The 19,493-nt window shown below is 72.4% G+C and carries 22 protein-coding genes and 2 tRNA genes; 12 read left to right on the forward strand and 12 right to left on the reverse strand.

All coding sequences use genetic code 11. The annotated features are described in order from the left end of the window. Nucleotides 1-12 precede the first annotated feature (12 nt). Entirely contained in the window at nt 13-495 is a 483-nt protein-coding gene (locus J0911_RS02295; protein ID WP_207273779.1) for a peroxiredoxin, read from the reverse strand. A 153-nt stretch (nt 496-648) separates the two neighbouring features. Between J0911_RS02295 and J0911_RS02300 the strand changes: the two genes are divergently transcribed. The 4 genes from J0911_RS02300 to J0911_RS02315 all read left to right on the forward strand — a co-directional run bounded on the left by J0911_RS02300 (nt 649) and on the right by J0911_RS02315 (nt 1,920). Beyond that, complete coding sequence (locus J0911_RS02300; protein ID WP_207273978.1) at nt 649-945, forward strand: GroES family chaperonin; 297 nt, start codon at nt 649-651, stop codon at nt 943-945. 112 nt (nt 946-1,057) lie between these two features. After that, a tRNA-Lys gene (locus J0911_RS02305) sits at nt 1,058-1,130 on the forward strand. Nucleotides 1,131-1,290: 160 nt separating this feature from the next. Further along, nucleotides 1,291-1,363 (forward strand) — tRNA-Lys (locus J0911_RS02310). 176 nt (nt 1,364-1,539) lie between these two features. Next, the gene (locus J0911_RS02315) at nt 1,540-1,920 is read left to right on the forward strand and encodes a DoxX family protein (protein WP_207273780.1); all 381 of its coding nucleotides are present in this window, start codon (nt 1,540-1,542) and stop codon (nt 1,918-1,920) included. Between the two features lie 11 nt (nt 1,921-1,931). On the opposite strand, the gene J0911_RS02320 is transcribed toward J0911_RS02315, so the two are convergent. After that, nucleotides 1,932-2,342, reverse strand: a complete 411-nt coding sequence (locus J0911_RS02320; RefSeq protein ID WP_207273781.1) for a VOC family protein — start codon at nt 2,340-2,342, stop codon at nt 1,932-1,934. A 172-nt stretch (nt 2,343-2,514) separates the two neighbouring features. On the opposite strand from J0911_RS02320, the gene J0911_RS02325 reads away from it, so the two are divergent. Next, nucleotides 2,515-3,084 carry an NUDIX hydrolase family protein gene (locus tag J0911_RS02325; protein WP_207273782.1) on the forward strand — a complete coding sequence of 190 codons (570 nt, stop codon included), beginning with the start codon at nt 2,515-2,517 and terminating at the stop codon, nt 3,082-3,084. A 99-nt stretch (nt 3,085-3,183) separates the two neighbouring features. Further along, complete coding sequence (locus J0911_RS02330) at nt 3,184-3,909, forward strand: hypothetical protein (protein ID WP_207273783.1); 726 nt, start codon at nt 3,184-3,186, stop codon at nt 3,907-3,909. Nucleotides 3,910-4,351: 442 nt separating this feature from the next. Here J0911_RS02330 and J0911_RS02335 read toward each other — a convergent pair whose 3' ends face one another. From J0911_RS02335 to J0911_RS02345, 3 genes are all read right to left on the reverse strand, one after another. After that, on the reverse strand, nt 4,352-6,001 hold the full coding sequence (locus tag J0911_RS02335) for an ABC-F family ATP-binding cassette domain-containing protein (RefSeq protein WP_207273784.1): 1,650 nt from the start codon (nt 5,999-6,001) through the stop codon (nt 4,352-4,354). A 146-nt stretch (nt 6,002-6,147) separates the two neighbouring features. Further along, the gene (locus J0911_RS02340; protein WP_207273785.1) at nt 6,148-7,824 is read right to left on the reverse strand and encodes a sodium:solute symporter family protein; all 1,677 of its coding nucleotides are present in this window, start codon (nt 7,822-7,824) and stop codon (nt 6,148-6,150) included. After that, nucleotides 7,821-8,147, reverse strand: coding sequence for a DUF4212 domain-containing protein (locus J0911_RS02345; RefSeq protein ID WP_207273786.1), 327 nt, complete (start codon nt 8,145-8,147; stop codon nt 7,821-7,823). The genes J0911_RS02340 and J0911_RS02345 overlap by 4 nt, the downstream gene beginning before the upstream one ends. 328 nt (nt 8,148-8,475) lie before the next feature. Between J0911_RS02345 and J0911_RS02350 the strand changes: the two genes are divergently transcribed. From J0911_RS02350 to J0911_RS02375, 6 genes are all read left to right on the forward strand, one after another. Continuing rightward, nucleotides 8,476-8,895 (forward strand): hypothetical protein, encoded by a 420-nt coding sequence (locus J0911_RS02350; protein WP_207273787.1) that lies wholly within the window; start codon nt 8,476-8,478, stop codon nt 8,893-8,895. A gap of 71 nt (nt 8,896-8,966) precedes the next feature. Beyond that, a complete protein-coding gene (locus J0911_RS02355; protein WP_207273788.1) occupies nt 8,967-9,308 on the forward strand; it encodes a hypothetical protein in 342 nt (113 codons plus the stop codon). Then, complete coding sequence (locus tag J0911_RS02360; protein ID WP_207273789.1) at nt 9,305-11,005, forward strand: sodium/solute symporter; 1,701 nt, start codon at nt 9,305-9,307, stop codon at nt 11,003-11,005. The genes J0911_RS02355 and J0911_RS02360 overlap by 4 nt, the downstream gene beginning before the upstream one ends. Before the next feature lie 3 nt (nt 11,006-11,008). Next, on the forward strand, nt 11,009-12,430 hold the full coding sequence (locus J0911_RS02365) for a histidine kinase (RefSeq protein ID WP_207273790.1): 1,422 nt from the start codon (nt 11,009-11,011) through the stop codon (nt 12,428-12,430). Nucleotides 12,431-12,434: 4 nt separating this feature from the next. After that, complete coding sequence (locus J0911_RS02370) at nt 12,435-13,265, forward strand: LytR/AlgR family response regulator transcription factor (RefSeq protein WP_207273791.1); 831 nt, start codon at nt 12,435-12,437, stop codon at nt 13,263-13,265. Between the two features lie 67 nt (nt 13,266-13,332). Further along, the gene (locus J0911_RS02375; RefSeq protein WP_207273792.1) at nt 13,333-14,535 is read left to right on the forward strand and encodes a sulfotransferase family protein; all 1,203 of its coding nucleotides are present in this window, start codon (nt 13,333-13,335) and stop codon (nt 14,533-14,535) included. A gap of 57 nt (nt 14,536-14,592) precedes the next feature. Here the strand turns inward: J0911_RS02375 and rdgB are convergent, their stop codons facing one another. The 7 genes from rdgB to clpS all read right to left on the reverse strand — a co-directional run bounded on the left by rdgB (nt 14,593) and on the right by clpS (nt 19,449). Then, the gene (gene rdgB / locus J0911_RS02380) at nt 14,593-15,219 is read right to left on the reverse strand and encodes an RdgB/HAM1 family non-canonical purine NTP pyrophosphatase (RefSeq protein WP_307864880.1); all 627 of its coding nucleotides are present in this window, start codon (nt 15,217-15,219) and stop codon (nt 14,593-14,595) included. An 83-nt stretch (nt 15,220-15,302) separates the two neighbouring features. After that, nucleotides 15,303-15,764, reverse strand: coding sequence for a DUF3054 domain-containing protein (locus J0911_RS02385; RefSeq protein ID WP_207273794.1), 462 nt, complete (start codon nt 15,762-15,764; stop codon nt 15,303-15,305). Further along, nucleotides 15,761-16,522: a ribonuclease PH gene (gene rph, locus J0911_RS02390; RefSeq protein WP_207273795.1), complete on the reverse strand. Its 762-nt coding sequence runs from the start codon at nt 16,520-16,522 to the stop codon at nt 15,761-15,763. Before rph ends, J0911_RS02385 begins: the two co-directional genes overlap by 4 nt. A gap of 69 nt (nt 16,523-16,591) precedes the next feature. Next, the gene (locus J0911_RS02395; RefSeq protein WP_207273796.1) at nt 16,592-17,422 is read right to left on the reverse strand and encodes an MBL fold metallo-hydrolase; all 831 of its coding nucleotides are present in this window, start codon (nt 17,420-17,422) and stop codon (nt 16,592-16,594) included. After that, the gene (gene murI / locus J0911_RS02400) at nt 17,422-18,225 is read right to left on the reverse strand and encodes a glutamate racemase (protein ID WP_207273797.1); all 804 of its coding nucleotides are present in this window, start codon (nt 18,223-18,225) and stop codon (nt 17,422-17,424) included. Before murI ends, J0911_RS02395 begins: the two co-directional genes overlap by 1 nt. Nucleotides 18,226-18,319: 94 nt before the next feature. Then, entirely contained in the window at nt 18,320-19,117 is a 798-nt protein-coding gene (locus J0911_RS02405) for a DUF2017 family protein (protein WP_207273798.1), read from the reverse strand. Then, nucleotides 19,114-19,449: an ATP-dependent Clp protease adapter ClpS gene (gene clpS, locus J0911_RS02410; RefSeq protein WP_207273979.1), complete on the reverse strand. Its 336-nt coding sequence runs from the start codon at nt 19,447-19,449 to the stop codon at nt 19,114-19,116. Before clpS ends, J0911_RS02405 begins: the two co-directional genes overlap by 4 nt. Between the last annotated feature and the right edge of the window lie 44 nt (nt 19,450-19,493).

Genomic DNA, 19,493 nt, shown 5'->3' on the forward strand with positions numbered 1-19,493 from the left:
CCGCGCCGCGGCTCACCCGTCGACGCCGAGCGCCTTGCGCAGGCGGGCCACGTGCCCGGTGGCGCGGACGTTGTACTGCGCCAGGGAGACGGAGCCGTCCGGCGCCACGACGACCGTGGAGCGGATCACGCCCACGTACGTCCTGCCGTAGTTCTGCTTCTCGCCCCACGCCCCGTAGGCCTCGAGCGTGGCGTGCTCGGGGTCCGAGGCGAGCGGGAAGGTGAGCGACTCCGCGTCGGCGAACTTCTCCAGCTTGGCCACCTTGTCCGGTGAGACGCCGACCACGGCGTAGCCCGCGCCCTGCAGCGCGGCGAGCGAGTCGCGGAAGTCGCAGGCCTCTTTGGTGCAGCCGGGCGTGGAGGCGGCCGGGTAGAAGTAGACGACGACGCCCCGCGAAGCGTTCGCCCGCAGGTCGGCGAGCGAGACGGTGCCGCCGCCGGCGGTCGCGAGTTCGAAGTCGGGGGCCTTGTCGCCGGGTTCGAGCCGTGTGGTCATGGAGCCCACGGTATCCGTGTCCGGCCTGCGTCGTGGCCCGGCGCCGACCCGACGTCGGTCGCGGTCCCGCGGTCGCGTAGCGTTGGGGCCGTGAGTTCCGTAGTCAAGAATCCCGTCGGAGGGCAGGCGCCGTCGGGCAGCCTCCCGATCCGCATGCTGCACGACCGTCTCCTCGTCGAGCCCGAGACGGACAAGGCCGAGCGGCAGTCCACGGGCGGGCTGGTGATCCCGGCGACCGCGGCCGGGCCCAAGCGGCTCGCGTGGGCGAAGGTGGTCGCGGCCGGCGAGCACGTACGGCAGGTCGGCGTCGGGGACCGGGTCCTGTTCGATCCGGAGGACCGGGCCGAGGTGGAGCTCGGTGGCACCGACTACGTGCTGCTGCGGGAGCGCGACGTGCACGGCGTGCACACGGTCGACGACGGCGACAGTGCGGCGGGGCTCTACCTGTAGCTGGTGCGGGGGCGTCCGCCGGCACGGACGCTCCCGCGGGCCTGTCATGCAGGTCACGTCGTATTCGGTTGTGAGCCTGGGCGGACGTCCTGGTAGTGTTGCTCTCCGTCACGCGCCATTAGCTCAATTGGCAGAGCAGCTGACTCTTAATCAGCGGGTTTGGGGTTCGAGTCCCTGATGGCGCACTCAGCGAGGCCGGGGTGTGCTCACTTCGTGAGCCTTTTCGCTTCGTTGATGTCTTGTGGGGCGCAGCCCCACACCCCGCCCGGGGCTTGCCCCCGGGCCCCCTCCGTGGTTGTGTCCGTCGCCGTCGTGCGGTGTGATCATGGGGTTGGGTGGGGTTAGGCGCCATTAGCTCAATTGGCAGAGCAGCTGACTCTTAATCAGCGGGTTTGGGGTTCGAGTCCCTGATGGCGCACTCGACGGCAGGCGGCGTGGTCCTTGGGACCACGCCGCCTCGTCATGTCGTCCCGGCGCCGGCGATCGACCTCGTGAGGCAGATCACGTCACGCTGCCCCCGGTGATCGTGTCGTGGTGACGAGGCCGCGGCAGTGCTCGGCGGGCTCGTCACGTTCCGACGACGAAGGAGAACCGATGGATCTCGCTCTCTGGATCGCGACCGCCGTACTGGCGGCCGTCGCTCTGCTCGGAGGCGTCACCAAGACGTTCCTCTCGAAAGCCCGGCTCGACTCGATGGAGGGCACCTGGACGACAGTGACCAGCGCGGGGCCCGTCAAGGCCCTGGGCATCGTGGAACTGCTGGCGGTGGCCGGGCTCATCCTCCCGCCGATCGTCGGCATCGCCCCGGTGCTGGTCCCGGTCACGGCGACGTGCTGGGCCGTCCTGATGGTGGGTGCGATGGTGACCCATGGCCGCCTCGGCCAGACCAGGCTCGTAGCCCTGACGGGAACCTATCTCGCCATCGCCGTGTTCATCGCCTGGGGCCGGTTCGGTCCTGCGGCCTTCGCGGCCTGAGCGGGATACGTTCACTCGACGAAGACGCAGAACGGGTGGCCCATCGGGTCGGCGAAGACGTAGAGCGGCTCCTCGGGATCTTCCGACCGGTCGTCGAGCTGCACCGCCCCGAGCGCGAGGGCGTGGTCGCGCGCCTCGTGGAGCGTGGCGACATCGGGCACCGTGGTGTCGAGATGCAGCTGCTGCGGCACGTCAGGGTCCGGCCAGGTGGGACGGGACAGCTCGTCGACCTGCTGGAACGCGAGGGAGATCCCGCTGTCGTTCCGCAGGACGAGCCAGTCCCGGCCCTTCGGGTCGGACTCGCCCGGCGGTGGCGTCTCGTCGCCACGCCGGTAGGAGAGCCCGAACAGCTTCCGGTAGAACTCGGCGAGGGCGCGGGCGTCGGTGGTGTCGAGCACCACCTGTCGGATACGCGGGATCATCGTTCAAGCGCAGCACATCCCGCGGGACACGCAAGGGCTCCGGCATCGCAGCCGTGATCGGCCACGTGCAACACCCCTGCCGCCGCCCGCCACGACGGTACGGCGGGGTGTGTGGAAGGTCCGGAGCCGGATCTTCCCGCCTCAGGCGACCGATCCTGGTAGAAAAGGGTCCGTGACCGACACCGCGGACTACCCTGCCGACGACTTCTACCGTGACAACTCCCAGACCTCCGGCTGGCTCACGGAGGAGGATCTCGCGGTGGTGCGCGCTCAGCTTCCCCTGGTCTACGTGGACGCGGTGCCGGTCCGCGTGGACGACTCGGGGGATGTGGTCGCCGTCGGCCTGCTCCTGCGCGTCGACACCCAGGGGGCGATCACGCGTGCGCTGGTGTCGGGCCGCGTGATGTACCACGAGCGGGTGCGGGACGCGCTGCTGCGCCACATCGAGAAGGATCTCGGCCCGGTGGCACTGCCGCAGGTGCCGCCGTCGCCGCAGCCGTTCACGATCGCCGAGTACTTCCCCACCCCGGGGATCACCGCCTTCCACGACCCGCGCCAGCACGCGATCTCCATGGCCTACGTCGTGCCGGTGACGGGTGACTGCCGCCCGCAGCAGAACGCGCTCGACCTCGCCTGGATGACGCCGGAGGAGGCGTGCGCCGACACGGTGCAGGCCGAGATGATGAACGGCCAGGGCACCCTCGTGCGGCAGGCGATGGCGCACGTCGGCCGGCTGACCTGACGGACGCTGCCCGCCACAGCACGCCGGCACCGCCCGAGATGCCCATGATGGGGTATAACTTCCCAGGTGCCACCCGGGCACCCGCGAACGGGGAGGCGCATGCACGGGCACACGAAGCTCGCCGGCAAGGTCGCTACCGGCCTCGGTGGTTCGCTGCTGCTCCCGTTCCTCGTCGAGCTCGGGATGGCGTCACTCCTGGACGAGAACTTCAGCCTGCGCCGCGGTGTCCTCTTCGTCGGGGTCCTGGGCGGGATCAGCGCCCTGCTCTTCGGCATCGACCGGCTGGGCCACCTCCGGGCCCGGCGGGCCGAGGCGCGCGCCGCGCGCGAGATGCGGACGCGCACGGAGCACGTCTCGCACCATGCGCTGCGGCCCTACGGCCCGGAGACGGACGGCGTGGTGGCGCTCTGCACCGCGCGGCTCGCCCCGGACAGCCTGCACTACCTGCAATACCACACCCGCGGCAAGGGGATCTTCCGGGTCGACGTCCTGGAGGACCCCGCGCTCGCGCCGTTGCTCGGCCTCGCCGACGCGGACAAGCACCGTCGGGTCTACGAACGCTACGGTGAGGGCCTTCGCGCCCTGGTGGAACTGCTCGACGACGACTTCGCCCAGCTGGACTCCGGCCGGGTGCTGCGGCTCGTGCTCGACGTCGAGAAGGGCGCGGTGTTCGTGGTCGAGGTGCACCACGGTTCGGGTCGCTACCTCCTGGGCGTGACCCTCGACGAGACCGCGGTGGACCGCGCCGACCTGGAGCTCCGCGACCTCGCCACGACCATCCGCACCCACCTCGGCCGCGAGCGTGGCGTCACCCTCACTCGCTAGACGCGCCGCCGACCACGCCATTCCGCGGCACCCCGACCACCGACCACCGACCGCCGACCACGCCATCTCGCGGGACACCGACCGCCGATCGCGCCATCTCGCGGGACACCGACCGCCGACCACGCCATCTCGTGGCGCACCGACCGGCGACCACGCCATCTCGTGGGGGTGAGAGCGCAACCACCACCACAACATGGCGTGGTCGCCGCTCGGCGTGGCGACCCGGGCGTGGCGACCCGGGCGTGGCGACCCGGGCGTGGCGACCCGGGTGTGGCGGCTGGGCGTGGCGGCTGGGCGTGGCGGCTGGGCGTGGCGGCCGGGCGTGGCGGCCGGGTGTGGCGGCCCGGGCAGCCCCGGGGTGGCGGCCGGCAGCCCGGACGTCGGGCCCGGACGGGGCAGCCCGAGAGCGGGGGCCGAGGTCAGGGCCGAGGCACGGCCGACGTCAGGGGAGTGTCAGGTGGGGCCAGTCCGCCAGCTCCTCGCGCATGCGGCGGTCGTGGGTGGCGACGACGACGGCGGCCGGCGTGGTGGTCAGGGCGCGCGTGAGCTCGTCGACAAGATCGATCGACAGATGGTTGGTGGGTTCGTCGAGCAGCAGCAGGTGGGGGACGTGCAGGAGCGCCCGCGCCAGCTCGAACCGCCGTCGTTGCCCGACCGACAGCTCGCCGAGCGGGCGGTCCAGGTCCTCCTCCGACAGCAGGCCGAGCGACGCCACCGCCACCACGTGGTCGGGATCGAGCTCCCCGGCCGCGAGGAGCGACAGCGCTTCGTCGGCGGCCGTCTCGAACCCGGTCCGTCGCGCGGCGGCGGGCGTCAGCGCCGGGCTCTCCTGTCCGACGACGCCGATCCGCACACCCTCCCGGGACACGCGACTCCCCCGGCCGAGCCCTGCCTCCCCCGCGAGCACCCGGAGCAGGGTCGACTTCCCGGTGCCGTTCGGTCCGGTGACCAGCAGCCGGCCCGACGGCGGTATCGCGACGCGAGTACCCGGCAGGTCGAGCAGCACACTTGGGACACTTTTCCTGGCCTCGGCGAGCGCCACCCGGGGGTTCCGCACCTCGACCAGCGGTTCGCCCGGATCCCAGCCCGGTGACATCGCGGGCAGGTCGGGGAACGCGAGCGCCGGCGGCGGGACGGGGACCTCGATCGCCTCGGCCTCGAGCTTCTGGGCGAGGCGGTCGGCGGCCTTGACGTGGATGCGCGCCCGGGTGGCACGGCGGTGCTTCTGCGAGCCCTTGGGGGGCCGCCACTCGTCGGACAGCCCCTCGTAGGAGGCGTCGAGCACCTCGGCGAGGCGGGCCGCACGCTTGCGTTCGGCGCGGTATCTCTGCCGCCAGCGGTGCAGCGCCTGGTTCTTGGCGAACCGGTAGGAGAGGTAGCCGGGCTGCCCGTACAGCACGGGCCTGCCGTCCCAGGACGGGTCGAGGTCGAGGATGGCGGTGGCGACGTCGTCGAGCAGCTCGCGGTCGTGCGTGACGACGACCACTCCCCCGCGCCAGGCGACGAGTTCACCGGTGAGGAAGTCGATGGCGCTCGTGTCGAGGTGGTTGGTGGGTTCGTCGAGCAGCAGCAGGTCCGCGCGTTCGGCGAGGCGGCAGGCCAGGCGGACGCGATATCGCTCGCCGACGCTGAGCTCGGCGAGCGGCCGGGCCGGGTCACGGGGCGCGCCCAGCCGGGTCAGGGCGACGTCGACGCGGCGGTCCGCGTCCCAGACGGCGAGGTGTTCGGCGCGGGCGAGGGTGCGCTGCAGTTCGGCGAGGTCGCCGGCCTCGTGGTCGAAGGCGGCGGCTGCGGCGTCGAGCTCGGCGGAGGCCTGCCGGAGGCCGTCGAGGGTGGCGGCGACCAGGTCGCCGACGGTCTGCCCGGAGGCGGGCCGGAGTTCCTGTTCCACGAGCGCGACGGTGCCGCTACGGCGAACCTCTCCCCCGGTCGGGTCGAGCAGTCCGGCGAGGAGGTGCAGGAACGTGGACTTCCCGGAGCCGTTCTCGCCGACGACGCCGAGCCGTGTGCCCGGGTTGACGGCGACGCCGACCCCTCGCAGGACGTCCCGCCCGGGATAGGAGAAGGCGAGTGCGTCGGCGACAAGGTGCATGGGTCAACCCTATGAGTTCCTCGACACGCGGCCCGGCGCCGGGAAGCCGTTCGCCAGGGGGAGGCGGCTTCCCGGCACCGGGCCGGGTCCGGGCCGGGGCGCGGCGGGGTCGCTGGGCCCGCCACGCCCCGGGGTTCGGTGGTCGGTCAGGCGTGCGTCTCCTCGCGTTCCGAGGGGTACCGGATCTGCTCCACCATCTCCTGGACCTCCTCGGACGGTGGCCGGGTCGCCAGCGAGACCACGATCGTCACGACCAGGTTGACCACGGCGCCGATGGTGCCGATGCCCTCCGGGCTGATGCCGAGCACGTGCTCGTTGGCGCTCGTCCCGAACACCTCCAGCGTGTAGATCATGTAGCTGGCGGTGAACACGAGGCCGGCGAGCATGCCGGACACCGCGCCGGCGGCGTTCGCGCGTTTCCAGAAGATGCCGAGCACCAGGATCGGGAAGAACGTCGATGCCGCCAACCCGAACGCGAAGGCGACCACCTGGGCCACGAACGCGGGCGGGTTGATGCCGAAGTAGATCGCGACGAGCACGGCCAGGCCCATGGCGATCCGGCTCACCCCGAGCCGCCGCGCCTCGGAGGCGTGGTGGTCCACGTAGCGGAAGTACAGGTCGTGCGACACGGACGAGGAGATGACCAGCAGCAGACCGGCCGCCGTCGACATCGCCGCGGCGAGACCGCCCGCTGCCACGAGCCCGACGATGGGCGCGGGCAGGCCCGCGATCTCGGGGCTGGCGAGAACCAGGATGTCGTTGTTCACGAGCAGGTCGGCCTCGCCGGCCGCGAAGGTGTCGGCGTTGTTCGTGACCGAGTTGACGGTCTCCGACGTCTCGGAGACGGACACCAGGCCCGTCGCCTGCCAGTTCTGCACCCATTGCGGGAGTGCGTCGACCGCCTGTCCCTGCACGCCGTCGAGCAGGTTGACCTTGGTGAAGGCGCCGACGGCCGGGGCCGTCGTGTACAGCAGGGCGATGAAGACCAGCGCCCAGAGCGCCGACCAGCGCGAACCGCGGACCGACTTGGTCGTGTAGAAGCGGATGATCACGTGCGGCAGGCCGGCCGTACCGATCATCAGCGCCATCGTCACGAGGAACACGTCGATCTGCGGACGGGCGGTGAACGCCTGCGTGTACTGGTCCAGCCCGAACTCCGCCTGGAGCGCGTTGAGCTCGTCCAGGATCTGCCCGAACGACACCTGCGGGATCGGGATGCCGGTCATGGTGTGCGCCACGGCCCACGCGGGGATCAGGTAGGCGACGATCAGCACGGTGTACTGGGCCACCTGGGTCCAGGTGATGCCCTTCATGCCGCCGAACACCGCGTACGTGAAGATGACGGCGGCCGCGATGGCGACGCCGCCGGCCTGCGGGATCTCCAGGAACCGCGCGAACACGATGCCGCCGCCGGCCATCTGCCCGACGACGTACGTGAAGGAGACGATGATCGCGACCACGGCGGACACGGACCGCACGGTCTCGCTGAACCGGTCACCGACGAACTCCGGGACGGTGAACTTGCCCCACTTGCGCAGGTACGGCGCGAGCAGGAGGGCCAGCAGCACGTAGCCGCCGGTCCAGCCCATCAGGTAGATGGAGCCGTCCGAGCCGAGGAACGCGATGAGCCCCGCCATCGAGATGAACGACGCCGCGGACATCCAGTCCGCCGCGACCGCGGCTCCGTTGGCGACCGCCGGCACGTTCTGCTCGGCGACGAAGAAGCCCTTGGTCTCCTTCACCCGGCTGCGCCAGGCGATGTAGATGTAGACGCCGAAGCTCAGGACGACGAAGACGAGCGCCCAGACCTGTGTCTCGCTCATGTCAGCCCCCCGTCGTGGTCGCGCTCGTGCACGCCGTACTCACGGTCGAGCCGGTCCATGCGGATGGCGTAGACGAGGATCAGCACGATGAACGTGTAGATCGAGCCCTGTTGGGCGAACCAGAACCCGAGGGGGAACCCGGCGATCACGACCTGGTTGAGCTGCTCCACGAAAAGGATTCCGCAGCCGAACGAGACGGCGAACCAGACGATCAGCAGCGCGACCATGAGCCGCAGGTTCTTGCGCCAGTACTCCTTCCGCCACCCGTTGCTCCCGCCGCCGGGCGGTGGGCCGCCCTCCGGCGTCATGACGTCGTCGGACATGGTGCGCTCCTTTGCGTCTCGGTCCGGCAGTACGGAAGAGCAGTGCCGGAGGAACCGGGCCGGGACCGTTGTGGCCCGGGTCACATCTCTTCCCACGATGAGCCAAGTGGCTCCACCGCCGGACCGGCAAGGGGCAGAATGTCCGACGGCGGTCGCGGCCTGGCGAGCGGTCACCTCCGGCCGGCCAGCGGCACCGTCGGCTGGCTCGGGCCGTTCGCGAGGCGAGACCGACCGCTCGAGGCGCCGGCACACCCGCTCGCGGGTCGGTCGCCGCACACCGCCGGGCCGGACGGCGGCGCGGGGTTGCCGGTGCCCTACGATCGACTGCATGTCCTCGACGTCGAGCGCATCCGGGCCCACCGTGCGCCGCCGGATCTTCCACCCCGGCAGCACGATGATGATCGTGGGTGCCCTCTGCGTTCTCGTCGGCTCCCTGCTGCCGTGGGTCCGCACCGCCGCGGGCAACCTTCCCGGCTACGGCGGTCCCGGGCTCTGGACGGGCACGCTCGCCCTGGCGCTCTTCGCCGGGGCCGTGATCCCCTACCGCGTCTCCGCCGTCGCACACTGTGCCGTCGTCGGCCTGCCCGTCGCCTTCATCGCGGCCTGGCAGTCCGTGGAGCTCGGCCGGACCGTGGCGGCCACGGACGCCTGGTGGCACGTCTGGGCCGGTGAAGGACTCGTCCTGACCGGCGCGGGCGCCGTCGTCGTCCTGGCGACCGCCTGGCGGCTCTACCGGAACCCGTTCTGACCCGGCCCGATGACCGGCTCCGGCAGAGCACCCACCCCCGCACCGCCCCGATCCAGGCCAGACTGAGCCCCATGGACGACGCCGGTATCCGTCTCGACGTGGACGAGCACGACACCCCCGCGGAGGTCGACGCCGCGTTCCGCACGCTGCGCCGGGTCGCCGTGTGGCACTTCGTCCTGTTCCTCGCCGCCGTGCTCGGCGTGCCCGCCCTGTCCCTCACGCTCGGCTGGTGGTCCGGGGCGCGGATCGACGGCGGGATGAGTCCGGGATTCGCCATGGCGGCGTTCGGGCTGTACGTCTTCTTCCTCGCCGTCGGGCTGGCGGCCGCCACGCTGTCGTCCGCCGTCGAGGCCCGCATGCTGGGCGGCGCGCACGACGACACCACCGAGGCCGGGACCGAGGACACGCCGTGACCGCGGCCGGCGCCACCGCCCTGGTGGCCCTCGTCACCGCCCTGGTGCTGGTGGCCTGGCTGGTACGTCCACGCGGCACCTCCACCGTGGACTTCTACCTGGCCGGCCAGCGGGTCGGGGTGGCGACCAACGCCCTGGCCATCTGCGGCGACTACTTCTCCGCGGCGTCGTTCCTCGGTGTGGCGGCGGCCGTGTACGTGTCCGGCCTGGACGGTGTCTGGTACGCCGTCGGGTTCGCGGCCGGGTTCGTGCCCGTGCTGCTGTTCGTGGCGGCGCCGCTGCGCCGCTTCGGCGAGTTCTCGATCCCCGACTTCCTGGGCCGGCGTCTCGGGTCGGAACGGGTCCGGCTGGTGTCGGTCGGCGTCGTGCAGGTGGTCATCCTCAGCTATCTCATCCCCCAGGCCGTGGGCAGCGGGATCACGTGGCAGCTCCTCGTGGGCCGCGGGCTGCCCGGCCTCGACCCCTACGGCACGGGCGTGCTGCTGTCCACGATGTTCGTCGCCGCCCTGGTCGCGTTCGGCGGCATGCGCGGCACCACCTGGACGCAGGCGGTGCAGTTCCTCGTGCTCCTCGGGGCGCTGGTCTGGCTCGCCCTCGCCGCCATCGGCTCCGGCTTCCGCTACCCCGAGGCCGTCTCCGACCTCTCGGCCACACCACTGGCCAATCCCGTTCCCGGCCCGACCGGCTGGGAACTGCACGCCGAGACCGACCAGCTCGACCCGGGCACCGCGGCGACGTTCGGCGAGCCCGGCGCCGCCTACGGACCGCTCGCACAGTTCGCTCTCATTCTCACGCTCGTCATGGGGACGGCCGGGCTGCCGCACGTCATGAACCGGTACTTCACCAGTCCCACCGGCACCGCCGCACGCATGACCACGGTCTGGGTGCTGGGACTCGCCGGCCTGTTCTACGCGCTGGCCGTGATGCTCGGCACCGCGGCCCGCCGTCGGATCGCCGACGCCGCCGACGAGCACGCCTGGCTCGCGGCCCTCACGACCGACGGCGTGCTGCGCGTCCCCGAGCACGCCCTGCCCGTCCTCGGCCGGCTCTACGGCGGCGACATCGGGCTGGCGGTCATCGCCGCCGGAGCGCTGGTGGCCGTCATGTCCACCATCGCGGGCCTGCTGCTCGCCGCCGCCGCGTCGTGGGGGCACGACGTGTACGAGCGGCACATCAACCCGCGCGCCACGCAGCGCCAGGCCGTCTGGGCGGGCCGGGCGAGCACCGCCGTCGTCGCGCTCGCCGCCGCCGGGATGGCCATGGTGCTGCAGCCCGACAGCCTCGCGCCCTCGGTCCCGTCCATCGTCGCCGCGATGGTGACCTGGGCCTTCGCGATCGCCGGGTCGGCGCTGACGCCGGTGTTCGTCCTGGCCATCTGGTGGCGCGGGACGACGGCGGCCGGCGCGGTGGCCGGCATGCTCACCGGCGGCGTGACCTCGATCAGCATGTTCGTGCTGGGCATGCTGCCCGTCGGGCCGGGCATCGGCGAGACGCTGGTGACCCCGACGCTGGTGGCCGCGCCGCTCGCCGCCGTCGTGTGCGTGCTGGTGTCACGGGCGACGCGCCCGCCGGACGACGTCGACCGCCAGTGGCTGATCATGCACGGCACGGCGGCCGACCGGCAGGCGGAACGCCTCGCGCACCTCACGATCAGCAGCCTCGGCAGGGGGCGGCGGGACCGGCAGAAGGGGGACTGAGAAATGCGTTCGGGGAGCGTGCTGCTCGCAGGGGGCATCGCGGTGACATGGGGTGTGGTGTATCTCGTCACGCAGGTGATCGTGGATCCGCCGCTCGGTGTGGGGACCACCGTGGTGGCCGGCGTCGTGGTCACCCTCGTCGTCGTCCTCGGGTACCCGTCGGCCCTGCGCGGGCCGAGGTCGGCCACCGTGCTGCGCCGCGGCCCGGAGCCACGCCGTGGCGGGCCCCGGAGCATCGTGGCGGGGGGCCGGGCGATGCCGCTGCGGTCGGGTCTGACGGCCGACGCCGCGCGCCGCACCGCCGACCTGCTTCGCCCGCTGCTCGGCGGCGACGCCGTGGCGATCACCGACACGGAGCGTCTCCTGGCGTTCGTGGGCCCCGGCGAGGACCATCACCGGGCAGGCGGGCCGGTGCGGGCGCGCGTCACGCTCAAGGCGATCGCCTCCGGGCGCAGCGCGACGTCCCGCAGCACGGCGGATCTCGGCTGCGGCGAGCCCGACTGCCCGCTGGCGGGCGCCGTCGCCGCGCCGCTCATGGTCGCCGACCGCGTCGTGGGGGCGCTCGTCGTGCTCCGCACGGGCCCGGAGCCCGCCGGACGAGGGCAGGTGGAGGACATGGCGGGCATCCTGTCGCTGCACCTCGAGCTCGCCGAGGCCGACCGGGAACGCGAGCTCGCCGCCGACGCACGCCTGCACGCGCTGCGGGCGCAGATCAACCCGCACTTCCTGTTCAACGTGCTGAACACGATCGCGTCGAAGTCCCGCACCGACCCGGAGGAGGCCCGGGCGCTGCTGCTGCGGCTGAGCGACTTCTTCCGGTACGCGGTGCGCCAGGACGGGCAGCTCGCCGAGTTCGCGCAGGAGTACTTCTTCGTCCGGACCTACCTGACTCTGGAACAGGCGCGGTTCGGGGACCGGCTGCGGGTGCGGTACGACATCGACCCCCAGGTGCTGACCGCCCACGTCCCCGTGCTGACCATCCAGCCGCTGGTGGAGAACGCGGTGAAGCACGGGCTGGCGGACAAGGTGGACGGCGGGACCGTCACGCTCCGGGCCCGCGTGGACCCCCTGACCCGTACGACGTCGATCCGCGTGTCCGACGACGGCGTCGGCATGCCTCCCGAGGTGCTGGAGGAACTGGACGGCCCGCACCTGACCGCGAGCCCGGACGGCGGGCGCCGCGCACGTGCGGGCGGGGGCGCCGGCCGCGGGCCGGCGGCCGGTGAGACGGGCGACGGGGAGACGGACGACGCGGCAGGCGGCGACCGCGAGGGCGGCGGCACGACCCGGCACCTGCACACCGGGGTCGGGCTGCGAAACATCTCGCAGCGGCTCACGACCCTGTTCGGAGGGCGTTTCTCCCTGGACGTCCGGTCCACGCCGGACGAGGGGACCGTCGTGGACCTGCGCGTCCCACTACGCTGAGTCCGTGCGCGACGACGACACCCGCCCGCGTGCGCTGATCGTCGACGACGAGGCGCCCGCGCGGGCCGAGCTGCGGTACCTGCTGGAGGAGCTCGGCGACGTGCAGGTGGTCGGCGAGGCCGCGAACGGCGGCGAGGCCCTGCAGCTGCTGGAGTCGATCCCGTACGATCTCGTGCTGCTCGACATCCGGATGCCGGGCACGAGCGGGCTCGAGGTCGCCGCGGCGGCACGGAGGCTGCCACGGCCACCCCGGATCGTGTTCACCACCGCGCACCCCGACCACGCGGTCGAGGCGTTCGACCTGGAGGCCGCGGACTACCTGGTCAAGCCGTTCGACGCCGCCCGGCTGGCCCGGGCGGTCGAGCGGGCGCTGACGCAGCCCGGGAGCGACGACGGCACGGGCGCGGTCCCCGGAACGGCACGGGCCGAGGGCGGCACGGGGCGGACGCCACCCGTCGTCCCGCCGGGCGGCGAGGAACCGGACGAGCACGAGCTGCCCCGGCCGCTCGCGAAGGTTCCGGTGCAGAAGGACGGGCGGACCGTCCTCGTGGACCAGCGCGCGATCGTCTACGCGAGCGCCGCGCGCGGCTACTCGTACCTGAAGCTGGCCGACGAGCGCTTCCTCGTCACGTTCTCGCTGAACGAGCTGGAACGGCGGTTGCGCGGGCACTTCTTCCGGACGCACCGGTCCTATCTGGTGAACCTGGACCATGTGCGGGAGCTCGTGCCGGACTTCAAGGGCGCACTGGCCTGTGTGATGAACGACCGCCAGCGCAGCCGGGTGGAGGTGTCGCGGCGACAGGCCGCGGAGCTGCGCCGTCGTCTCGGGGCGTGACGAGCATGACGCGGCCGGAAGTTCATCCCCCTTGTATTGACCTGTGCAAATGGGCAGTATGACCTTCATGCCCCAAGCCACTCCGCCCATGCTCAGGATGCTCAACGTGCTTCTCCTGCCGGGGGCGCGCACCCGCAAGGATCCCGACGCGGCGTTCGAGAAACTGCTGGCCGAGGCGCAGCGCGGGCACCGGCCGCTGGGCGCGGCGGACGTCGCCGCCGTCGAGCCGCTGCGTCTGCTCCTGCGGGCGCACGCCGCGAACCCGGACCTGAGCCCGTTCGGCTGGACGACGGTGCAGAGCGGCATCAGGGACCGGCTCCGCAACCGGGTGGTCATCAGGGACATCCAGGCGCGGCACCCCGAGGTGCGGGAGCAGCCGGTTCCCGAGCCCGTGTTCGTGGTGGGGCTGCCCCGCACCGGGACCACCTTCACCTACAACGTCATCGCCCGGTCGCCGGGCACCCGCGGCCCCTTGCTGTGGGAGATGCTCAACCTGGGGCTTCCGGTGGAGGATCCGGCGGAACGTGAGCGGATCGCCGAGCGCACCACCAAGCGGCTCTCGTTCATGGACCGGCTCAGCCCCGACTGGTCGCAGATCCACCCGCTGATCGCGACCAGCGAGGAGGAGGACTTCTTCCTGCGGGACCACTCCGAGCTGCACAGCTCGGCGGCGACCGTGCCGGAGTACCGGCGCTACCTCGCAGGGGCGGACCTCACCGACGACTTCCTGCTCCTGCGCGACGCGCTGCAGGTGCTGTCGTTCGGGCAGGAACCACAGCGGTGGATCCTCAAGCATCCCGCGAACCTGTGGCGGATGCCCGAGATCCAGCGCGCGTTCCCGGACGCGCGGTTCGTCTGGACGCACCGCGCTCCCGGGAAGGCCCTCGCCTCGGGCTGCTCCATGTCCGAGGCGCTGCGGAACATGCACTACAAGCCCGGCACGGTGGACCTCGCCGCGATCGGGGCCGAGTGGCTCGCGATCCTGTCCGAGGGCGTGGACCGTGCGCTCTCCCAGAGGGACCAGCTGGAGGACGGCACCCTGGTCGACGTCTCGTACAACGACCTGGTCGAGGAGCCCTCGAAGGTGATGCGCGGCGTGTTCAAGAGTCTCGGCATGACGTGGACCGACGCCGACGAGGCCAACCTCGCCACGGCACGGGACCGCCCCCACCACAAGGGCCACCGGTACACCCTGGAGCGGTACGGGCTGGACGAGTTCCAGGTGGCGGCCGCGTTCGCCGGGTACAAGATCCCGTCGGTCCTGCCCTGACCGCCGCCGGGCGCTCCGGCCGGCGCGCTGCCTGGCCGGAGCCGTGCCCGGCGCGTGTCACGACTCGCCGAGGGCCCGCACGACGAGCGGAGCCAGGGCGCGGAAGGCCCGGCCACGGTGACTGATGGCGTTCTTCTGCGCGGGGTCCAGCTCGGCGGCGGTGCGCGTTCCGGGCGTTCCCTCCGCGGAGGGGGACTGCCGGTCGGGGACCAGGACCGGGTCGTAGCCGAAGCCGTTCGTGCCGCGTGGCGCCTGGGTGAGGAAGCCCCGCATCTCGCCCGTGCGCACCTCCTCGGTGCCGTCCGGTGTGACGAGGGCCGCCGCGCAGACGAAGCCGGCGGCCCGGTGCTCGGGCCGGACGTCCGCGAGCTGCGCGAGGAGCAGGTCCAGGTTCGCCTGGTCGTCGCCGTGCCGTCCCGCCCAGCGGGCGGAGAAGATGCCCGGCGCCCCGCCCAGGACGTCCACGGCGAGACCGGAGTCGTCGGCGACGGCGGCCAGACCGGTCGCCTCGCACACCGCACGGGCCTTGAGGAGGGCGTTGGCCTCGAACGTCACGCCGTCCTCGACGGGTTCGGGCGCGCCGATCTCCCCCGAGGTGACCAGGCCGCCGGAGGGCAGGTCGACACCGGCCTCGGCCAGGATCGTACGGAGCTCCGCCAGCTTCTTCCGGTTGTGGGTCGCGATGACGAGCCGTGCGCCCGGCGGCGTCCGGACCGCCGTCCGAGGCGTCCCGTCCGCCGGTGCGGTCCCGCTCGTGTCCTGTCCCGTCACGTCGCCTCCTCCTGATCGGTACCGCCGCGCCCCGCGGCGGTGGAACGCGCCGTCGTGCCACGGCGGATCACGGCCACCATCCCGCGCCAGCCCAGCATGGTGACGCCCAGGAACGCGGCGGTCACCAGGAAGAACGAGACCGCGAAGCTGCCACCGGTGGCAACCCGCAGGATCATCCCGAGCGCCACGGTGGTGAACCAGACCGCGACGCCCACGGGCCACAGCCTCGACGGGTCCCGCCAGGCGCGCGTCCAGGCCCAGCCCGCCGCCGCGGCGACCGCGAACGGCCACGCGACCCGGCCGAGCTCGACCATCAGCGTGCCGTGCGCGTTCATCCCGGCGATCGAGAAGACGAGGACGGCAACGGCGTCGGCGACGACGGCGGGCACGACCGGGACGGCACCGGCACCGCCCGTCCCTCCGCCGGCGTGCCCCGGTCCGCCGCCGGCCGCCGTCATCCGCCGAGCTCCCGCGCCAGGGCCTCCTGCTGCATCCGGGTCAGGTCGGCCGCACCCGTCACGGCCAGGTCCAGCAGCGTGTCGAGCTCGGCCCGGTCGAACGGCGCGTGCTCGGCCGTGCCCTGCACCTCGATGAACGTGCCGCTGCCGGTGACCACGACGTTCATGTCGGTCTCGGCGCGGACGTCCTCCTCGTACGGCAGGTCGAGCATCGGCGTGCCGTCGATGATCCCGACCGACACGGCGGCCACGGAATCGGTCAGCACGGGCTTGCCGCGCGAGGTGATGTGACCGTGCCGCTGCCCCCAGGCGACGGCGTCGGCCAGCGCCACGTAGGCACCGGTGATCGCCGCGGTGCGGGTGCCGCCGTCGGCCTGGAGCACGTCGCAGTCGAGCACGATCGAGTTCTCGCCGAGCGCGGACATGTCAACCACGGCCCGCAGGGACCGCCCCACGAGGCGTGAGATCTCGTGCGTGCGGCCCCCGATCTTGCCCTTGACGGACTCGCGGCTCCCGCGCGTGTTCGTGGACCGCGGCAGCATCGCGTACTCGGCGGTCACCCACCCCTCGCCGGAGCCTCGGCGCCAGCGCGGCACGCCCTCCTCGAACGACGCGGCGCACAGCACCCGCGTACGGCCGAACTCGACGAGCACGGAGCCCTCGGCGTGGTCGAGCCAGCCGCGGGTGATCCTCACGGGGCGGAGCTGATCGGTGGCGCGCCCGTCGGCACGCGTGATGTCGGAGGTACTGATAGTCACGCGAGAAGCCTACGCGGGGTCCCCGTGGCGGGCAGCGACCCGGCCGCCGCGATCCCGGCCGGCGGGTGGTCACACCGTGTAGGTCGCCCCGGGCTGGGCCAGGCGGACGTCGCCGTCGTACTCGTCACGGGCCTCCGCGAGCGTGATCGCCGGCTCGTTCCACACCGGCAGGTGCGTCAGGAGGAGCCGCTTGGCGCCCGACTCGTGCGCGACCCGCCCGGCCCGCCTGCCCGTCAGGTGGATGCCCGGCTCGACGTGGTCGTCGCGGCCCTCGACGAACGCGGCCTCACTGAGCAGCAGGTCGGCGTCCCGGGACAGCGCCACGACCCCGGGGCAGTAGTCCGTGTCGCCGGTGTACGCGATCACGGCACGCTCGTCCGGCCGCAGCGTGCTGGGGCCGGTGACCCGGACGCCCCACGACTCCTCGGGGTGGAACACCCGGTACGGCTCCAGGGTCAGCGGACCCACCTCCACGGGCGCTCCGGCCCGCCAGGACCGGAAGTCGTAGTCCGCGTCCATGGTCTCGCCGTCGCTCAGCCCGTAGGAGCGGGCCGCCTGCACCGCCGTCGTCGAGGGCGACCACACCGGCAGCTGCTTGCCCTTGCCCGTGCGGGCGGACCCGTGCTCCGGGTGGTACCGCAGGTAGACGTACATGCCCGACAGGTCGGCGCAGTGGTCGGGGTGCAGGTGGGAGATCGCCACGGCGTCGACGTCGAACGGATCGACGGCGCGCTGCAGGGCGCCGAACGCACCGTTGCCGAGGTCCATGACCACGGTCCAGTCGCGGGCCTCGAAGCCCGCGGCGGCCGCCTCAGCCGCCGAGACCTGCACGAGGTACGACGACGCCGGCGAACCCGGGCCGGGACCCGAACCCGAGACCCCGAGAGTGATCAGGCGCATCAGACGGCCTCCATACGGGACACCTCGGGGCCGAGGAAGCGGTGCGCGAGCGGCCGGACCGCCTCGGGCGCGCCGGTGGTCAGGAACGCGTGCACGGGAGCACCCGCCTCGGGGCTCCGCTCCAGGTCGTGCTCCACGAGCTTGCGGTACACGTCCTTGGCCGTCTCGTCCGCGCTGGACACGAGCGTGACGCCCTCGCCCATCACGTAGCTGATCGGCCCGGTGAGCAGCGGGTAGTGGGTGCAGCCGAGGACGAGGGTGTCGACACCCGCGTCCTTGACGGGGTCCAGGTACTCGTGGGCGTACTTGAGCACGTCCTCGCCCGAGGTCTGCCCCTCCTCGACCAGGCGCACGAACTCGGGGCACGCCTGGGTGGTGATCTCCAGCCCGGGGGTGACGTGGAACGCGTCGTCGTAGGCGAGCGACTCGATGGTCGCACGGGTGCCGATCACCCCGATCCGGCCGGACCGGCTGGTACGCACCGCCGTCCGCGCCGCCGGGAGGATGACCTCGACCACGGGGATGCCGTGGCGCAGCGTGTACCGCTCACGGGCGTCGCGGAGCGCCACCGACGACGCCGTGTTGCACGCGATGACCAGCATCTTCACGCCGTCGGACACGAGTCGGTCCATGACGTCGAGCGCCATCGCGCGGATCGCGCCGAGCGGCTTGGGGCCGTACGGGGTGTTCGCGTTGTCGCCGAGATACCGGATCTGCTCGTTCGGTAGCTGGTCCAGGATGGCGCGCGCGACCGTGAGGCCGCCGAGGCCGGAGTCGAAGATGCCGATGGGCGCGTCGTTCACGGAGGCGATGCTAATCGCGCGGATGTGTCCGATCCGTTACCAGGGCCACGCGTCGTGGGTGATACCTGCCACGTTCGGGGTGCGGGACCACCGCTCAGTTGTCCTCCGCGCCGCCGTCCGCGGGCCGGGGACGTCCGCGCAGGTCCGCGATCATGACCTCCATCAAGGTCTCCAGGGCGAAGCCGGCCGCGACGAACACGCCGGACCAGAAGCGCCGGGCCGCGCGCCCGTCGGCCGCGACGGGAATCTCCCGGCCCATCTGCTGGTCCCACATCACCTGGTCGGTCAGGGCGTTCACGTCGTCGTCGGACTCGAGCCCCAGACGCTGCGCGATGACCAGACGCATGTCCGTGAGTGCTCCCGCGACGGCCTCGGCCGACTCGCGCGACACCCGCACGGGCGGCGGTGCGCCGTGACGGCCGAGGGTCTGCCACGGTGCCTTCTCGGGCTCGGGGTCGTCCCGGGAGGCCGGGGGCTCGAGCAGATCGGCGAACGCCTCCAGGCGCTCGACCTTCTCCCGCGCCAGGTCGTTCTGCGTCAGCCGGCGGAACTCCCCCGCGACGGCCTGGTCGTCCCGGCTCGCATCGGGCAGGAGGCGCCGGACGGCCGGATCCTGCGGCATCGGCCCGACCGACGAGATCCCCGTGAGCTTCGCGAGGTCGCCGTCGGTGATCTCGTCGGGCGCGAGCAGTCCCTTGTTCCACACGCGCGTGGTGCTGCCGGTGTGGGGCGTCGGCACGTCGTTCGGATCCGGCTCGGGCGCGGCGGCGGGCAGGCCCGTCTCGTCGCGGACCATCGTGGCGACGTCGCGTGCCACCCGGGCGAGCACCGCGCGCTCGACCGGATCCATCCGCGACTCGTAGCCACGTCGCATGGCGCGGAACGGCGTCATGCCGCTCCCTGGGCGTCGCCGGTCTCCTGCAGCGTCGCCCACAACCCGAACCCGTGCATGGCCTGCACGTCCACCTCCATGCGCTCCCGTCCCCCGCTGGACACGACCGCCTTGCCGTCCTTGTGCACCCGCATCATCAGCGAGTGGGCCTTCGCCTGTGGGTAGCCGAAATAGCTCTCGAAGACGTACGTCACGTACGACATGAGATTGACGGGATCGTTCCACACGATCGTCACCCACGGATCGGCGGGCCGTTGAACCGCGTCCTGCTCGGTCTCCCGCTGGGTGGCCGTCCCGGCTGAGACTGTCGCCGCGGGCGCGGACAGGGGCATCTGCGCAGCGGAGGAAGTCACCCCCCTACCTTAGCGATCTCCGG

The organism is Myceligenerans salitolerans, assembly GCF_017349295.1.
GTDB lineage: Bacteria > Actinomycetota > Actinomycetes > Actinomycetales > Cellulomonadaceae > Myceligenerans > Myceligenerans salitolerans.

Excerpts from the sequence above, each read along its gene's own strand:
- J0911_RS02295 (WP_207273779.1), bottom strand. The coding sequence starts at position 495 with ATGACCACACGGCTCGAACCCGGCGACAAGGCCCCCGACTTCGAACTC.
- J0911_RS02300 (WP_207273978.1), top strand. The coding sequence starts at position 649 with ATGCTGCACGACCGTCTCCTCGTCGAGCCCGAGACGGACAAGGCCGAG.
- J0911_RS02315 (WP_207273780.1), top strand. The coding sequence starts at position 1,540 with ATGGATCTCGCTCTCTGGATCGCGACCGCCGTACTGGCGGCCGTCGCT.
- J0911_RS02320 (WP_207273781.1), bottom strand. The coding sequence starts at position 2,342 with ATGATCCCGCGTATCCGACAGGTGGTGCTCGACACCACCGACGCCCGC.
- J0911_RS02330 (WP_207273783.1), top strand. The coding sequence starts at position 3,184 with ATGCACGGGCACACGAAGCTCGCCGGCAAGGTCGCTACCGGCCTCGGT.
- J0911_RS02335 (WP_207273784.1), bottom strand. The coding sequence starts at position 6,001 with ATGCACCTTGTCGCCGACGCACTCGCCTTCTCCTATCCCGGGCGGGAC.
- J0911_RS02340 (WP_207273785.1), bottom strand. The coding sequence starts at position 7,824 with ATGAGCGAGACACAGGTCTGGGCGCTCGTCTTCGTCGTCCTGAGCTTC.
- J0911_RS02345 (WP_207273786.1), bottom strand. The coding sequence starts at position 8,147 with ATGTCCGACGACGTCATGACGCCGGAGGGCGGCCCACCGCCCGGCGGC.
- J0911_RS02350 (WP_207273787.1), top strand. The coding sequence starts at position 8,476 with ATGTCCTCGACGTCGAGCGCATCCGGGCCCACCGTGCGCCGCCGGATC.
- J0911_RS02355 (WP_207273788.1), top strand. The coding sequence starts at position 8,967 with ATGGACGACGCCGGTATCCGTCTCGACGTGGACGAGCACGACACCCCC.
- J0911_RS02365 (WP_207273790.1), top strand. The coding sequence starts at position 11,009 with ATGCGTTCGGGGAGCGTGCTGCTCGCAGGGGGCATCGCGGTGACATGG.
- J0911_RS02375 (WP_207273792.1), top strand. The coding sequence starts at position 13,333 with ATGCCCCAAGCCACTCCGCCCATGCTCAGGATGCTCAACGTGCTTCTC.
- J0911_RS02385 (WP_207273794.1), bottom strand. The coding sequence starts at position 15,764 with ATGACGGCGGCCGGCGGCGGACCGGGGCACGCCGGCGGAGGGACGGGC.
- J0911_RS02395 (WP_207273796.1), bottom strand. The coding sequence starts at position 17,422 with ATGCGCCTGATCACTCTCGGGGTCTCGGGTTCGGGTCCCGGCCCGGGT.
- J0911_RS02405 (WP_207273798.1), bottom strand. The coding sequence starts at position 19,117 with ATGACGCCGTTCCGCGCCATGCGACGTGGCTACGAGTCGCGGATGGAT.
- clpS (WP_207273979.1), bottom strand. The coding sequence starts at position 19,449 with ATGCCCCTGTCCGCGCCCGCGGCGACAGTCTCAGCCGGGACGGCCACC.